Raw genomic sequence first — 15,396 nt, forward strand, 5'->3', positions numbered from 1 at the left:
GGCCAACCGCCTATCTCCCCTCCGCCTTCAACTTCAGCAACAGATCGCTCAGCTCGGGGCACTTGCTGGAAAGGCGTGTCTCCGCTCGCTCGCCCATCCCCCACCGCTGGCGGATCTCCTGGGCGCGCGGGCTCACGCGGTAGTCCCCCTCCATCATCTGCTTGAGCAGCTTGGCGGTCACGCGCGCATCGGCTAGGGCACTGTGGGCGTGACCCGTCGACTCGTCGAACTCGATGCCAAACCACGTCGCTGCGTCACTCAAAGAGACGCACCCGTGGCTGCTCATGTCCATGATCGAGGTGTAAAACGCCTGCAGGTCGGCCCAGTCCGTAGGAAATGCGGAAAGATCGATGTGCTTTGCTTGGCACTCGATCAAAAGCTGTCGACGATCCGCCCCGCTCCAACAGACCACCTGGGCGGAGTAGCGCCCGATCCAATCGCTGAGCCTTTTGATCATCATGTAGAGCGGATCGGCCATCGCGGTGCCCACGGCCGATATCCCTGTGAGCTCGCGGACGGGGAACGCAACGCCTTCGGTAAATTCCGTCTGTACAAACTGCGAGAACTCGCCCATAACGTTGCCGTGGTAATCGAGCTTGACGGCGCCGACCTCGATAATCTCGTTACGCAGTCCACGGCGCTGGCGCTGCTTTGGCGCCGGCGCAAACTCAAAGTCCAGCACGATCTGGCGCGCAAAGTTCGTCGTATCGATAGCCGAGATACACGGCGTCTTTTCAGCTGACACGGTTGGGCCTTTCTCCGTTGCCTGCCGCTTGCTACATAGGCGGCTACATTGCCGTAAAGATAGGCGCCCGTGCGGACATGAAATCGCACAGTGCAGCTTTCCGGCATCCTTGCGTAAAGCTGCGCTTTGAGATGGTCACGTCGCTGTTATTATCGAACATATATTCGTATTTATGGCTGCAGTTTGATAGACTGGTTATTGTTGACGGCAGTTCCATGTGCCGGGCAGCGCCCTCCATGCGACGGGAGGTGATGCCCATGACCGATCTGACTGATTTTGTGAAGCTCCTGACCGCTTTGGTCTCGCTCCTCACGGCGCTTATCGGACTTACCGAGGCACTCAAGCAGCATACGAAGCATAAAAAGAGGGGTCGACGCCGCTAAGGCGATGACCCCTTAATCCAAGCAACGGCGCTGCCCAGCTCTTCACTACTTGGGCTGCCGTCGACCTTATTTTACCCACGGGCACCGGGTTTACCAAATGGATTTTCGGTAAAGGAAGCACGGCACGCCCGCAAAAACACTACGCCCCAAGTGCCGCCACGGGGATCACCGCCACGCCGTCGTCGCGTGTGTAGGCAATGCTCCCCTTTCCAACCACGACCGGCAAAAACGCCGGCGCGGCATTCTGGGCGTCAGGATTGGAGAGCACTTTCCTCTCCAGCGCCTTGAGATTTCTCGCTCCATCGTCTGCTTTCGCATCGCTCAGCTTGACCTCGATGGCTCCTCAGCGCCCGTCGTGCTCAACGATCAGATCGACCTCAAGGCCCTTCTCATCTCGGAAATAATGGACACTGTTGTCGACACCGCCGTAGGTGGAAAGGAACACGCGCACGTCGCGCAGAACGAGGTTCTCAAAGAGCATCCCAAACGTTTGCATATCGCCAAGCAGCCGCTCAGGGGTAGCCCCCAGCAACGTCGCCGCAAGTAACGGGTCGCAGAAGTAGCGCTTGGGGCGCACGCGAACGCGGGCCTTCGAGCGCATGGGCGGCTCCCATCCGCACAGGTCCTCGGTCAGCTTGAGCCTGTTGAAGAGGTCCAGGTACGCAGCGATGGTCCTCTCGTCGGGACCCGCCTCGCCGTACGAGGCATCCTTCATGAGCGTCTTGTACGTGACAGCCTGGCTCTCGTTCATGGCAAGAGCTCGCAAAAGGCCGTGTGCAAGCTCGGGCGATCATGCGATATGCGAAATTACGCCATTCTCAATGCGGATTTTACGCTACTTTCAATGTAGTTTTTACGCCATTCTCATTGAAGGTTTTATGCTTGGCATCCTTAGCGCGACGCTCGCTCAACCCCTGACCACCGGATTGCCCGAATTCCGGGATGCTGCCTCCGTTCCAAACAAAAGGCCCCGACTCGCGATGAGCTGCCTCCCATTTCTTGAACATTAGAAATGGGAGGCTTTCCACCCCATGCCTCTATCGGAAACGGCATCCCGTCCTGAGCATCGAATCCGGGACGTAGTTTCCGCATGCGGCTTCGTTAGGAAAGCATGTTCTACTCTGAGCGCTCATTCCGGGGTGCAATTTCCGCCAGAGACGCCGCCGGGAAAGCACATCCCGGTTTGGAGCCGAAATCTGGGATGTAGTTTCCGCTTGAAGGGCGATCCGAAAAGCACGTCCCATTCCGAGTGGCAATTCCTGGTCACAGTTTCCGCAGATACAAGGCGACAGTCCGCCGCCCTTATCACATGCCTTCAAACATGCGATCCAGAAACACAAAACAGCAGATAGAATGCTCTTTTTCAAAAAAGTACACGTCCCTAAACTTACCAAGGTTTCATATCTAGCTACCGTTCACGGTCGCCGATTACCGCCCACCGATTCAAACAAGAAATATGTCGCCAAAAGCAGGTCATCTACCTGCATGGTTAGATTTTGGTCAGCTTTTGGTCAGCTGAGCGGCAAGTTCCAGCTGATACGTTTTTGCTACCCAAAAGGAGGCGGTAGCTCATGACCCATTGCAATGACCAGCTCATCGACCAACTGCTCACTCAAGCCGAACAAGAGGGGCGCTGTCTGATTCCCCCGAGCTCGGCGATCCGAAAAGCGCTCCTTCGGCGCACCGGCGGCACGGTTGTCTCGCCCATGCCGGGGTTGTTTGCGCGAAAAACGCGCTGGAATGAACTCAACCGAGCGCAACGCCATTGCGAAATCCTCCGCGCCCTTGCGATCATCCACCCCGATTGGACGTTCTGCTCGTTTTCGGCCGCCTGTCTGCTGGGGCTCGAGGTCTCGTGGCGACACCTGAATGTCGTGCATGTCTGCAGCGCCACCAAGCCGTCGGCTCGCCCGGGCGCGCATATTCAGCGGCATCAGATCGATCCGGTCGGAGCAATCCGCCTGTCCGGCATATCGGTAACACCGCCCATCCAAACGGCCACAGATTGCCTGCTGCAAACTGGTTTTGCCGACGGCATGCCCATTGCCGATTCGGCGATCTCAAAGCTCGGCCTTGCGCCGGAACAGCTGATGGAGGCCGTTGAGCAACGAGCGACTGCCCGCAATGGTCGCGCGATTCGCACCGCCCTCACAACGCTTCGATATGCCGACGCTCGTGCCGAGAGCGGCGGGGAATCGGTCGCCCGAGCCGTCATGATCGAGACGGGCTTTGCGCCCGACTGGCTTCAATACGAGCTGACGGACCCCTTCGATTCGGCCAAGCCCATACGAACGGACTTTGCCTGGGAGCGCCAGGCGCGGGAACTCACGCTGGGCGAGCTCGACGGGCTCATCAAATATACCGACCAGACCATGCTGGCCGGACGCACCACCGCCGAGGCGCTCGTTGCCGAACGACAGCGTGAGGCGCATCTATCGCTTTACGGTCATCCCTTGCTGCGCTTTACCATGAACGAAGTCCGTTCGGCAGGCATGTTCGCGAAAAAGCTGCAGACGGCAGGCATCCGGCAGACCGCGCTGCCGACATGGCTCAACGATATTGAGCTGTAGGGGCTACCGAGCTTATGCCCGCCTGCCTACCAAACCGGGACACGCTTTCCGGTTGGCAGCACCCGCGGAAACCATGTCCCAGACTGAGTGCTCAAAACGGGACGCACTTTCCAGATGGCATGCCTAGCGGAAAGCGTGTCCCGGAATCAAGGCCTAGAACGGGACACGCTTTCCGGTTGAACGCCCAGCGGAAATTACATCCCGGAATAGACGCTCAAACTGGGATACATTTTCCGCTGAGGGCCGATCCGGAAACCGTGTCCCACTCCGAGCGTCAATTCTGGGATGAACTTTCCGCCAGAGGGTTCAGCCGGAAACGGCATCCCACTCTGAAGCAAAATTTTGGGACGCAGTTTCCGTTTGAAGCTCCAACCGGAAAGCGCGTCCCACTCTGGAGCCGAATTCCGGGACACGCTTTCCGCCAGAGGCTCTACCGGAAAGCGCATCCCATTCTGAGCATCGATTCCGGGTTGCAGTTTCCGCCTGAGAGCCGATCCAGAAACTGCATCCCATTCTGAGCGCCTATTCCGGGACACAGTTTCCGCTCCAAACAAAAGGCCCCGGCTCGCGATGGAGCCGGGGCCAAAGGTGCAGCGTATGCAGTTGATGCTGAGCATGGACAGCTCGTCAGCAATGGCTGTCCGCGCCCTACCCTACCCGCGGTGACGGGCGCGACTGTACGGCGTATCCACCATGGGAAGATCCGGACGCAGCTTGCCGTCAAACGCGCGATAGGCGTTCTGTACGGCGGGCGCTGTGGGGATCGTTGCGATCTCGCCAATACCCTTGCCGCCGTATGCCACGGGCAGTAGCTCGTCCTTCTCCACGTAGATGGCGTGGATATCCGGAATCTCGGGGGCACGGAATAACCCGAGCGTACCGTACCTTGCCTGGGGTACGCAGTCCTTGAGCGGCCAGTCCTCGGTGAGCGCATAGCCCATACCCATGAGCACGCCGCCTTCAATCTGACCTTGGATCGAGATGGGGTTGACCACCTTGCCGGAATCGTGCGCGGCATAGACCTCGCTCACGCGACCGTCATCATCCAGAATGACCACATGCGTGGCAAAACCGTAGCAGATGTGGCTCTTGGGGTTGGGAACGTCAGCGCCCAGCTTGTCAGTCGGCTCCAGGTACACGTAGCCAAACTCGCATCCCTCGAGCGCCTTGATGGCGGTTGCGGGATCTTGAGGATGCATGCCCTGGCCGGCGACGAGTTCCTGCGTGCGCAGCTGGTAGGCGCGACCGTCGTCGTACTCGATCTTGACGCCGTCGCCATGCGCACTCACGGGAGCATCGGGTGCAGGCTTGCCAGCCTCGATGCCAACCATGGCATCGCGCAGCAGGAAGGCGGCGCCGCGCACGGCCTCGCCGGTCACGACCGTCTGACGCGAGCCAGACGTGGTGCCGGAGTCGGGAGCGTTCTCGGTGGAGCACTCGCCGTTGGCGATGCAGCTCAGCGGCAGACCGCAGGCCTCGGCAACGTCCTGCAAAAAGACCGTGTTGCAGCCCTGGCCGATGTCGGACGTGGCGGCGTAGACCACGGCGCGGCCATCCTCGACGCGAATCTTGCAGCGGCCGGCATCGGGCAGGCCCACGCCCACGCCGGCATTCTTCATGGCGCAGGCGATACCGGCATGTCCGGGATGCGCGTAGTAGGCATCCTTGACCTCGAGCAACGTCTCCTTCAGCGCCGTGGAGCAATCGGCAATCTGGCCGTTGGGCAAAACCTCGCCCGGCTCGATGGCGTTACGGTAGCGGATCTCCCACGGGTCCAGGCCGACCTTCTCTGCCAGCAAGTCGATCAGGCTCTCGAGCGCAAACTCGGACTGGCAAACGCCAAAGCCTCGGTACGCGCCGGCGGGCGGGTTGTTGGTGTAGTAGCCAAAACCGCGAATGTCGGTGTTCTGGTACTTGTAGGGGCCGACGGCGTGCGTACAGGCGCGCTCGAGCACCGGGCCGCACAGCGACGCGTAGGCGCCGGTATCAAAGTTGATCTCGCAGTCCAGACCGGTAAAGTTGCCCTCGGCGTCGCAACCCAGCGTAAAGGTGCCGTCCATGGCATGGCGCTTGGGATGGAACGCGAGCGACTCGGCACGCGTGAGCTTGCACTTCACGGGACGCTGGAACTTATATGCGGCGAGCGCGGCCAGGTGCTGGATGGACACGTCCTCCTTGCCGCCAAAGCCACCACCCACGAGCATGGTCTCGACGACCACGCGCTCGGGCTCGTTGTCCCAGCCAAACATGTGGGCACACTCTTTGCGCGTGTCGTAGGCACCCTGGTCGGTCGACTGCACCTTGACGCCGTTCTTGTACGGGAAGGCAACGGCGCACTCGGGCTCCAAGAAGGCATGCTCGGTAAAGGGCGTGGTAAAGCGCTGCGTCACGGTGAACGCGCTCTCTGCCAGCGCCTTGGCGGCGTCGCCGCGCGTCACGTGACGGCTCTGGCACACGTTGTCCTTGAGCTCCACCGTGTTGCCAAAGGCAAAGAAGCTGTCGTGCAGGCGCGGGGCGTCGGCAGCCCTGGCCTCGACAATGTTACGCACGGGCTCCAGCGGCTCGTAATCGATCTTTACGAGCTTCTTGGCCTTCTCGAGCGTCGCCTCGTCCTCGGCAACCACCAGCACGATGGCATCGCCCACGCAGCGGGTGATATCGCCCTGGGCGATCATGACGTCCCAGTCCTGGATAAGGTGGCCGACCTGGTTGACCGGCACGTCCTCGGCGCGCAGGATGCCCACCACACCGGGCAGGGCCTCGGCCTTGGAGGTGTCGATGGAGAGCACGCGGGCGCGCGGATACTTGGAGCGCACGGCGCTGGCGTAGGTCAGACCCGGCTGATCGAGCTCGTCGATGTCATCGGGATACTTGCCCTCGCCGAGCACCTTCTTGCGCACGTCAATACGGAAGGCGCGCTTGCCCACGCCGTAGTCGTCGCCGCGCTCCAGGTCCTCGTCGATCTGCTTTTCGCCGCGGAGCACCGCAGCTGCCAGCGAAATGCCCTCGATGATCTTTTTGTAGCCGGTGCAGCGGCAGACGTTGCCGCGGATGGCGTACTTGATCTGCTCCTCGGTAGGCTCGGGGTCCTCGGCGATGAGCGCCGCACCTGCCATGACCATGCCGGGGATGCAAAAACCGCACTGCACGGCGCCCACGGCGCCAAAGGCGTACACAAAGGCCTCGCGCACGTCCTGGGGCAGGCCCTCGACGGTCACGATGTTGCGGCCGGCGGCAAGGGCGGTGGTCAGTACGCAGGCCTTGACGGCCGCACCGTCCACATGGATGGTGCAGGTACCGCACGCGCCCTCGGAGCAGCCGTCCTTGGCGGAGTGAATATGCAGGTCGTCGCGCAGGTAGCGCAGCAGCGGCTTGTTCTGAGTCGTCGTACACTCCACGCCGTTAACGGTAAAAGTGAATTCCTGTGCCATGGTGATTCCCTTCTACACGCCGGCGGCGATGCCGGTGCGGTCGTGGATGGCGCCATGCGGGCAGACGACGGCGCACATACCGCACGACAGGCAGTCCGCGCCATCGATATGGGCGCAGTTGTCCTCGATGCGGATAGCGCCGGCGGGGCACTTTTTGGCGCACATGCCGCAACCGATGCAGCTCGTGTCGCAGATCTTGCGGGCGATGGCGCCCTTATCGGTGTTGTTGCAGCGCACCAGGATGTTCTGGTAGCCGGGGACGAAGGCGATCACGCGCTGCGGGCACGCCATGCCGCACAGGCCACAGCCCGTGCACTTGGAGCGGTCCACGCGAGCGATGCCATCAATCAGCGCAATGGCGCCGTGGGGGCAAGCCGTGACGCAGGCGCCACAGCCAATGCAGCCTTCGCTGCAACGGGCGTCGCCGCCTGCGGAAGCACAGCCGCTTCCGCAGGCAACGTAGGCCACGTTATGTTGAATGGATTTGGCCATAAGAGACTCGCCTATTTCTTAAGGAGATACGAATAGCTGTCGCGCACGGCCTTGATGGTCAGGCGGACAGCCTCGGGCAGACCGGTGTTGACGGCATCGACCGAGACGGTACGGACCGTACCGGCGACGCGAACCTTAAAGTGATCCTCGTCCACGGCCAGGAAGCCCTCGTTCTCGGAGTTCTCCATGTCCTGCTCGCTCCAGAACAGGGTGAGCTTGTCCTTGTAGGGACGACCCTCCTGGTAGGGACAGAACACGGCGCAGTTGCCGCACTCGTTGCACATGCCATCGACATGGACGACCTGATGCTTGGCCAGGCCCGGCACCTTAATGGCAACGTTGGCGCGGTTGGGGCACACGTCGCAGCAGACCTCGCACACCGAGCCGCAGCCCAGGCAGCGAGTCTTGGTGCAGTTGCGCTTGTCGCGGCAGAGCGTGCCCTTGCGCTCATAGCAGGTGTCCTCGCGGCCGGCCTGCTCGTTGCAGTCGGCGTACTTGTTAAAGTCCACGCCGGCGATGGCACGGGCGACCTCGGCGGCGTCGGCAATAGCCTCGACCACGGTGGCAGGACCGCGGCGGCAGTCGCCCGCAGCCCAGACGCCCTCGACGCCGGTGGAGGTGGCGGCAAGACGGCCACGACGGTCGTGCTCAACGCCCGCGGCATCGTACAGGCTGGCATCGATGCCCTCGCCCACGGCGCAGATCACCGTGGTGGCGGAAAGCTCGACGGTCTCGCCCGTGGCGACGGGGCTGCGACGGCCGCTTGCATCCGGCTCGCCAAGCTCCATAACGTCGCAGGTCAGCACGGCGCCGTTGAGTGCCTTGGGCGCCAGCAGCTCGCAGAACTCAACGCCATCGGCAAGAGCAAGATCGAGCTCTTCCTCGTCGGCGGGCATCTGCTTCTTGGTGCGGCGATACACCAGGCGCACGTTCTTCACGCCTGCCAGGCGCTTGGCCACGCGGGCGGCGTCCATGGCGGTGTTGCCGGCGCCAATGACCACGACGTCCTCGCCCAGCTCGAGCTTCTCGCCCTTCTTGGCGGCCTCGAGGAACTCCAGCACGTCGAGCTCGGCGCCCTCGCCCAAGCCTGCAGAGCCGGGCATCCAGGCACCGGTGGCCACGACCACGTCGGTAAAGCCCTGGGCCTTGAGTTCGTCGATGGACTCCACGCGAGCGTTGAGCTGCACCTTGGCGCCAAAGGCCAGGCAGAGCTCGGCATCGTGGGAGATATCGTCGCTGGCGATACGGAACTCGGGGATCACGTGACGGACCACGCCGCCGAGCGAATCGCGGGCCTCGAAGATAGTGACGGGCACGCCGGCACGCGTCAGGAAGAACGCCGTCGCCAGACCGGCCGGGCCGCCGCCGATAACGGCAACGTTGCGCTCGGCGTCGTTGGCGATGGCTTGGGCGCGCAGCTTGGGCAGCACGGTGGTCATGGCCTCGCGGGCGGCCTTGAGCTTGCTGGCGCGGATCTGGGCGCCCTCGGGCTCGTAGAATGCACGCTCGCAGGCACGGCCGCAGGGATGCGGGCAGATGGTGCCGGTAATGAACGGCAGGGCGTTGCGCTCGATGATGATGTTGAACGCGTCCTCGTAGCGACCCTCGTCAACAGCCGCCAGGTAGGCGGGAATATCCTGCTGGATGGGGCAGCTCGTGCGGCACGGCGTGGTAAAGCAGTCGGAAAGCGGGCTTTTGCCGGCGACCTTGCGGTCGGGCAGCGGGCGCAGCGGCTTCTTGTAGAGCGGGTTGGTGAGCGAGTCGGTCTGGATCGCGGTCACGGCCTCGAGCGAGACGCCCGCGAACGGCTTGCCGTCCAGATCGGTAAACTCGCCGGCCATCTGGCTAAAGCGCTCGTAGCCACCGGGCTTGAGCACGTCGGTCGCCAGGGTAACGGGCCAAATGCCGGCATCGTACAGGGCACGGATGTTGTAGACCGTGGCACCGCCGGAGTAGCTGATGCGCAGCTTGCCATCGAACTGCTCGGTAATGCGGCGGGCGGCCTCGATGGTCAGCGAGAACAGCGAACGACCGGACATGTACATCTCGGTGGAGGGCAGCTCGTTCCTCGTCACGTCGACGGGGAACGTGTTGGTCAGCTTGACGCCAAACTCCAGGCCGCGCTCGGCGCACAGGGCAATCAGGCGCTCGAACATGGGCACGGCGTCGGCCCACTGCAGGTCCTCGCGGAAGTGCGTGTCATCGAAGACGATGTAGTCAAAGCCCAGCTCGTTCAGGCGCTGGCGGGCAAACTCATAGCCCAGCAGCGTGGGGTTGCACTTGATGTAGGTGTTGAGGCCCTTTTCGGTAATCAGATAGGTCGCGATGCGCTCGATCTCCGCCGGCGGGCAGCCATGCAGCGTGGACTCGGTGATGGAGTTGGACACGCGAGCCGGGATGGACTCGACAAACGCGGCGTCGACATGCTCAAACTTGTCCAGGTTGGCGAGCGCCCATGCGCGGCACTCATTCCAGACGTCAGAGCCGCTGGCGTCCTTCATACCCTCGATGTAGGCGTCGACCTTGGGGCTCTTAATACCCTCGAGGTCATAACCCACGGACATGTTGAAGACAAAGCCGTCCGGGCTGCCCAGACCGTACTCGCGAGCGATCAGGTGGCAGGCAAACCATGCCTTCACGTACTCGGCAAAGGCCTGCGGAACCTCGAGCTCGGTCGACCATTCGCAGTTGTAGCACTCGTCCTGAGCCACGATGCAGGGCTTGTTCACACACTTGGAGAGCTCCTCGCCGTCCATAACCTGGACGGTCTTGAGCTCAAAGAAACGAGAACCGGCCACGTAGGATGCCACGATGTTCTGGGCCAGCTGCGTGTTGGGGCCGGCAGCCGGGCCAAACGGAGTCTCGATGCGCTCGTCAAAAATGGGAAGCGCGCCCTCCTGGTTGGTCGTGACCATCTTGCGCACGCCAAAGATGGCGTCCTGGGTCTTGTGCTCCTCGATGATCCAGTTCATCAGCTGCGAAAACGGGATCGGCCTCATGATGTCGCTCATAGTGAGCTCCTCTCTGTAACGCCCGGCGAGACCGCGCGGCGGGCGCAAATACGGTGTAGCGCTAGCACAAGCGCCGGCGACCCCGCGGAGGTCGCCTATACGCGCGTCGGATGCGGCGAAACATCCGACGCGCGCGAATCTACTTGTAATTAGTAGGCGCGATCGTTGAGCGTGCTCCAGAGCTTCTTGGACTCGGCCATGGTCCACGCGTTGATCTTGTCCTCATCAATGCCAACGAACTCGCGATCCTTGTACAGGACGCGGCCGTTGATGATGGTGGTGCGGCAGTTTTTGCCCATCATGCCAAAGAGCATGTGGCCGTCAATGTTCTCCTCGCTCAGCGGCGTAAAGGGCTTGTAGTCCATAACGATGACGTCGGCGGCGGCGCCGGGCTCAAGCACACCGAGCTTGCAATCGAAGTACTTGCTGGCCATCTTGGCGTTATTCTCGAACAGCATCGTCATGGCCTCGCACCAGCCCACGTTGGGCATGGCGGCGTTGTGGCGCTGAATGATCAGGAAGACCTTGAGGCTCTCGAGCATGTCGTGGGTGTAGGCGTCGGTGCCCATGCACACGGGGATGCCGCGGCGGAAGAACTCGAGCACGGGGGCGCAGCCCACGGCGTTGCCCATATTGGATTCGGGGTTGTTGACGAGCCAGGTACCGGACTCCTTGACGATATCCATCTCGGCAGGCGTCACGTGGATGCAGTGGCCGAGCATGGTGTCGGGACCGAGCAGGTTGTGCTGCAGCAGGCGCTCGACGGGGCTGATGCCACCGCGGTTGAGGCGGGAGTCCCACACGTCGTTCATGCCCTCGCACACGTGGATGTGGAAGCCGGTCAGGCCGTTGTTGGCCTCGGCCATCTTGTCCATGGTCTCGTCCGACAGCGTAAAGGTGGCGTGACCGCCAAACATGGCGGCGATCATGTGGTTGTCGTTATCGCGACGCTCCTTGGCGGCCCACTGGGCAAACTCGGCGTTCTCGGCAATGGCCTGGTCGCATTTTTCCTGACCGCGGCGATCGGAGACCTCGTAGCACAGGCACGAACGCATACCCAGCTCCTGCGCTGCATCCTTAATGGTAAAGAGGCTGCCCGGGATCTCGCAGAAGCTCGCATGGTGATCGAAGATCGTGGTGACACCATCGCGGATGGAGTCCAGAATCGTGGCATAGGCGCTTGCCTTGGTGCCGTCGAGCGTCAGGTTGTCGTCGATCTTCCACCACTGCTGCTCAAGATTCTCCAGGAAGTTGGTGGGGTTGCAGCCCTTAATGGCAAGGCCGCGAGCCAGACCCGAGTAGATGTGGGTGTGGCAGTTGATGAGTCCGGGCATGATGAGGTTACCCTGGGCGTCGACGTACTCGGCATCCGGGTACTTGGCCTTGAGCTCGCACTCGGGGCCCACTTCGACGATCGTATCTCCGTCAATGGCGACCGCACCGTTGGGAATGAACGGGGCCTGCGCGTTGCGGGTAAAGACGGAACCGTTAGCGACCAGAAGCATGGATGCTCCCTTCAACATCAGAGGCGGGGTTTGACACCTCTGACATGGCGGAGTGCGAAGCGCCGGCCTACACCGGAAACGGGCCCTCTCCCGTCAACGCTTCACCAAAGGGACAAACCCTTTGAAGTGCGGCTTGGCGCCGCATGACGTCGGCGGACGAGGCGATGCGTCCGCCGACGAATAGCACCGAATTGGTTACTTCTTGCTCTCGGGCAAGACCAGATCCACGGCAGCGTCCTTGGCGGCATCGATGTGCTGAGCCACGACCGGCGTCTGCGGAAGGATCAGGTTAAGGACAATGGCCATAATGGCGGTGGGGGTCACGGCATTGGAGCCGATGACGGTGGACACCCAGGTGGGCATACCCTCGCCGGCAAGGCAACCGCTGGCCATCCAGATACCCAGGCCAAAGACGACGGAGGTACCGACGATGGTGGTAGTGCGCTGCGTAAGGCCCTCGCGGGTGAACATGCGCACGCCGTTCATGGTGATGGTGCCAAAGACGCCGACGGTCGCGCCGCCGATGACGGGCTGCGGGATAGCGGAAAGGACGGCAGAGAGCTGCGGGAACAGGCCGGCGATGGCAAAGACGGCCGCGATAATCACAAAGACCCACTTGTTGACGACCTTGTTGGAGCAGATGATACCCACGTTCTGGCCAAGGGCGCTGGTGGGGAGACCGCCCAGCAGGCCGCCGACCATAGAGGTGAGGCCCTGGGACACGATAGCGCCGGAGAGCTCGCGCTCGGTGGGCATACGGTCGATGGAGCCCAGGCAGGCGGCGGAGACGTCACCGATAACCTGGATGGCAACCATGGGGAACACAACAGCGAGGGTAATGCAGACCTCGGGATCAAACTCGAGCGCGTAGGGCATGAGCTTGGGAAGGGCGAAGACCTGGGCGGTGGCGACGCTGGAGAAGTCGATCATGCCAAAGGGGATCGAAACGATCATGCCAACGATCATGCCAAAGAACACGGATCCCAGCTTGAGCGTGCCCTTGCCAAAGTTGGCGAGCGCAAAGACCACGGCGAAGGTGATAAGAGCGACGCACCAGGCCTGCGGGGTGCCCCACAGCGGCGTACCCATACCGCCGGCCATATACTTGACGGCCGTGGGATAGAGGGAGACGCCAATGGAGAAGATGACCGTACCGGTCACGACGGGCGGGAACAGCCACTTGATCTTGCTGTAGGCCAGACCAAAGAGGACCGCGACGGCGCCGCCGACGATCTCGCCGCCCAGTAGCGCACCAAAGCTAAAGCCCGAGGCACCCATGGCCTGCAGGGCCGGCAAGAACGCGAACGAAACGCCCATGACGATGGGCAGACCGCCGCCGATGCGACGGAAGGGAGCGAAGGCCTGAAGGGCCGTGTCGATTGCCGAAAGAATGAGCGCGACCTGGATGATGTCGGTACTCTGCTGGCTATTAAAGCCGTAGACGCCGGCCATGATGACCGCCGGGGTGATGATACCGGCAAACGAAGCCAGTACGTGCTGAAGGGCACACGGGATCATTTCTTTAACGGGAGGCATGCCTTCACGAGTGAACAGGGCTTCAGTGCCGTTCTTAACCGTCTCCTGGGTCATTTGACCACCAATCCTCGAAATAGTTGTTTTCGCATCTAACGCTCTATTGTGACGCAGTGCGGGGTTGAGGTTGTGCCTTCGTTGCATATCGTATTAAAGATGATTCTCATTCTCAATAATAATTTTTTGTTATCAGACTATTCTTCAGCTGAGATAATGCATTTCCGCAGGTCAGGAAAGTGTCTGGTCAAAATAACATCTAACTTTTCTTTTGGTCAACCGTTTACCGCCAAATTCCTACCGTTCGTCTGTATTACGCAATGTACCTGCGGATATACGAGACGAAGAGCAGCGTGTTACCATGAGAAAAAATTGTTATGACCATCTCCGATTTCACCCAAAGGAGTTGCCCGTGAACGAGACCGTACGTCGCTTTTTGCCGATGGTCGATTTCCTGGAGCAGATACTCGGTAAGAACAGCGAGATCGTGCTGCATGATTTCTCGGATCCCGACCACGCCATCGTCGATATTCGCAACGGCATCGTGAGCGGCCGTAAGGTCGGCGGTCCCGCCACCGATCTGGCGCTCAAGATCATGCACGACCCCAAGTATCGCGACCTGCCGTTTATTACGGGCTACGAGGGGCGCGGTGCCGGTGGCAAGACGCTGGAGTCAGCGACGTACTTTATCCGCGAGGATAACGAGATCGTCGGTATGCTCTGCGTCAACACCGACCTCTCGACCGTGCGCTCCATCAACACCATAGCGCAGCAGCTCATGGCATGCTTCGACGCGGCGCCGACGCGCACGGAGCCCGCCCCCATCGAGGTCGAAAGCCTTTCGGAGTCCACACAGGAGCTCATCGACCGCAGCATTGCCGAGTTGCTGAGCGCGCGCGGGCTGGATGTAGCGTCGCTTGGTCAGAGTGACCGCGTGGACGTCATTCGCCACCTCAACGGCAACGGGGTGTTCATGCTCAAGGGCGCCGTGGCCTGCGCCGCCACCGCGCTGGGCATCTCGGAGCCCAGCGTCTACCGCTACCTACAAAAAGTCCGCAAGGAAGGCTAAACGTGATCCCTTGGGGACGAGGGGAAACGGATCATTTTTGTCGCACCGCTTGACAAAAGACCCTGCAGCTCGCGCTGCAGGGTCTTTTTGCATGTCATGTTTAGCTGTTGCCAACGCCTTAGAGAGCGGCGACGACTTCGATCTCGACCAGACCGCCGGCCGGAAGGGCGGCAACCTGGAAAGCGCTGCGCGCGGGGAACGGAGCCTCGAACTTGGAGGCATAAATCTCGTTCACGGCAGCGAAGTCGGCGATGTCGGCCAGGTAAACCGTGGTCTTGACGACATCGGCAAAGGTGGCGCCGGCAGCGGTCAGCAGGGCCTCGACGTTAGCAAGGGACTGCTTGGCCTGAGCCTCGACGCCCTCGGGCATCTTGCCGGTTGCGGGGTCGATGCCCAGCTGGCCGGACAGGAACACCATGCTGCCGGTCTGGATGCCGGGGGAATACGGACCGATGGCTGCGGGTGCGTTATCGGAAGACACGACGGTCTTGCTCATGTTTTTCTCCTTACGATCAGTTGAGAGAGCGTGAGCGCGGCGTTCACACCGGGAGGCACAGTTCGGTCTGAACGCCGCGCTTGATTGGGATAGTACTCAAGGTTTCCGCGCGATGCAAGATTATTATCACGTTGCGAGAATCTTTTATCGCTCAACGGCGTCTG

At 61.4% G+C, this 15,396-nt stretch carries 12 protein-coding genes and 1 pseudogene; 3 read left to right on the forward strand and 10 right to left on the reverse strand.

The features are described from left to right. Positions 1-10: 10 nt before the first annotated feature. Positions 11-745: a 3'-5' exonuclease gene (locus tag PMW70_RS02975; protein ID WP_271743838.1), complete on the reverse strand. Its 735-nt coding sequence runs from the start codon at positions 743-745 to the stop codon at positions 11-13. A 257-nt stretch (positions 746-1,002) separates the two neighbouring features. On the opposite strand from PMW70_RS02975, the gene PMW70_RS02980 reads away from it, so the two are divergent. Further along, positions 1,003-1,128, forward strand: a complete 126-nt coding sequence (locus PMW70_RS02980) for a hypothetical protein (RefSeq protein WP_255413174.1) — start codon at positions 1,003-1,005, stop codon at positions 1,126-1,128. Positions 1,129-1,267: 139 nt separating this feature from the next. On the opposite strand, the gene PMW70_RS02985 is transcribed toward PMW70_RS02980, so the two are convergent. From PMW70_RS02985 to PMW70_RS02995, 3 genes and pseudogenes are all read right to left on the reverse strand, one after another. Then, positions 1,268-1,396, reverse strand: a complete 129-nt coding sequence (locus PMW70_RS02985) for a hypothetical protein (RefSeq protein ID WP_255413173.1) — start codon at positions 1,394-1,396, stop codon at positions 1,268-1,270. Between the two features lie 75 nt (positions 1,397-1,471). After that, positions 1,472-1,897: pseudogene (locus PMW70_RS02990) on the reverse strand (DUF4143 domain-containing protein); the annotation flags it as partial. Between the two features lie 61 nt (positions 1,898-1,958). Further along, on the reverse strand, positions 1,959-2,135 hold the full coding sequence (locus PMW70_RS02995) for a hypothetical protein (RefSeq protein ID WP_271743839.1): 177 nt from the start codon (positions 2,133-2,135) through the stop codon (positions 1,959-1,961). Positions 2,136-2,699: 564 nt separating this feature from the next. On the opposite strand from PMW70_RS02995, the gene PMW70_RS03000 reads away from it, so the two are divergent. Next, entirely contained in the window at positions 2,700-3,698 is a 999-nt protein-coding gene (locus tag PMW70_RS03000; protein WP_271743840.1) for a hypothetical protein, read from the forward strand. 653 nt (positions 3,699-4,351) lie between these two features. Here the strand turns inward: PMW70_RS03000 and xdh are convergent. The 5 genes from xdh to PMW70_RS03025 all read right to left on the reverse strand — a co-directional run bounded on the left by xdh (position 4,352) and on the right by PMW70_RS03025 (position 13,727). Next, entirely contained in the window at positions 4,352-7,129 is a 2,778-nt protein-coding gene (xdh, locus tag PMW70_RS03005; RefSeq protein ID WP_271743841.1) for a selenium-dependent xanthine dehydrogenase, read from the reverse strand. A 12-nt stretch (positions 7,130-7,141) separates the two neighbouring features. Beyond that, positions 7,142-7,621 carry a 4Fe-4S binding protein gene (locus tag PMW70_RS03010; protein WP_117773418.1) on the reverse strand — a complete coding sequence of 160 codons (480 nt, stop codon included), beginning with the start codon at positions 7,619-7,621 and terminating at the stop codon, positions 7,142-7,144. 11 nt (positions 7,622-7,632) lie between these two features. Further along, on the reverse strand, positions 7,633-10,632 hold the full coding sequence (gene ygfK / locus PMW70_RS03015) for a putative selenate reductase subunit YgfK (RefSeq protein ID WP_271743842.1): 3,000 nt from the start codon (positions 10,630-10,632) through the stop codon (positions 7,633-7,635). Between the two features lie 149 nt (positions 10,633-10,781). Next, positions 10,782-12,137 carry a putative aminohydrolase SsnA gene (gene ssnA, locus PMW70_RS03020; protein WP_271743843.1) on the reverse strand — a complete coding sequence of 452 codons (1,356 nt, stop codon included), beginning with the start codon at positions 12,135-12,137 and terminating at the stop codon, positions 10,782-10,784. Positions 12,138-12,332: 195 nt separating this feature from the next. Continuing rightward, complete coding sequence (locus tag PMW70_RS03025; RefSeq protein ID WP_161144905.1) at positions 12,333-13,727, reverse strand: uracil-xanthine permease family protein; 1,395 nt, start codon at positions 13,725-13,727, stop codon at positions 12,333-12,335. A 352-nt stretch (positions 13,728-14,079) separates the two neighbouring features. Between PMW70_RS03025 and PMW70_RS03030 the strand changes: the two genes are divergently transcribed. After that, positions 14,080-14,736 carry a helix-turn-helix transcriptional regulator gene (locus PMW70_RS03030; protein ID WP_271743844.1) on the forward strand — a complete coding sequence of 219 codons (657 nt, stop codon included), beginning with the start codon at positions 14,080-14,082 and terminating at the stop codon, positions 14,734-14,736. 118 nt (positions 14,737-14,854) lie between these two features. Here the strand turns inward: PMW70_RS03030 and PMW70_RS03035 are convergent, their stop codons facing one another. Continuing rightward, on the reverse strand, positions 14,855-15,232 hold the full coding sequence (locus tag PMW70_RS03035; protein ID WP_271743845.1) for a Rid family detoxifying hydrolase: 378 nt from the start codon (positions 15,230-15,232) through the stop codon (positions 14,855-14,857). Positions 15,233-15,396: the final 164 nt, after the last annotated feature.

This window comes from Collinsella aerofaciens, assembly GCF_028209625.1.
Lineage (GTDB): Bacteria > Actinomycetota > Coriobacteriia > Coriobacteriales > Coriobacteriaceae > Collinsella > Collinsella aerofaciens_AM.

Bases quoted from the DNA above. Each gene is read 5' to 3' on its own strand.
- PMW70_RS03025 (WP_161144905.1), bottom strand. From the start codon at position 13,727: ATGACCCAGGAGACGGTTAAGAACGGCACTGAAGCCCTGTTCACTCGT.
- PMW70_RS03000 (WP_271743840.1), top strand. From the start codon at position 2,700: ATGACCCATTGCAATGACCAGCTCATCGACCAACTGCTCACTCAAGCC.
- PMW70_RS02980 (WP_255413174.1), top strand. From the start codon at position 1,003: ATGACCGATCTGACTGATTTTGTGAAGCTCCTGACCGCTTTGGTCTCG.
- PMW70_RS03010 (WP_117773418.1), bottom strand. From the start codon at position 7,621: ATGGCCAAATCCATTCAACATAACGTGGCCTACGTTGCCTGCGGAAGC.
- xdh (WP_271743841.1), bottom strand. From the start codon at position 7,129: ATGGCACAGGAATTCACTTTTACCGTTAACGGCGTGGAGTGTACGACG.
- PMW70_RS03035 (WP_271743845.1), bottom strand. From the start codon at position 15,232: ATGAGCAAGACCGTCGTGTCTTCCGATAACGCACCCGCAGCCATCGGT.
- ygfK (WP_271743842.1), bottom strand. From the start codon at position 10,632: ATGAGCGACATCATGAGGCCGATCCCGTTTTCGCAGCTGATGAACTGG.
- PMW70_RS02995 (WP_271743839.1), bottom strand. From the start codon at position 2,135: ATGTTCAAGAAATGGGAGGCAGCTCATCGCGAGTCGGGGCCTTTTGTT.
- ssnA (WP_271743843.1), bottom strand. From the start codon at position 12,137: ATGCTTCTGGTCGCTAACGGTTCCGTCTTTACCCGCAACGCGCAGGCC.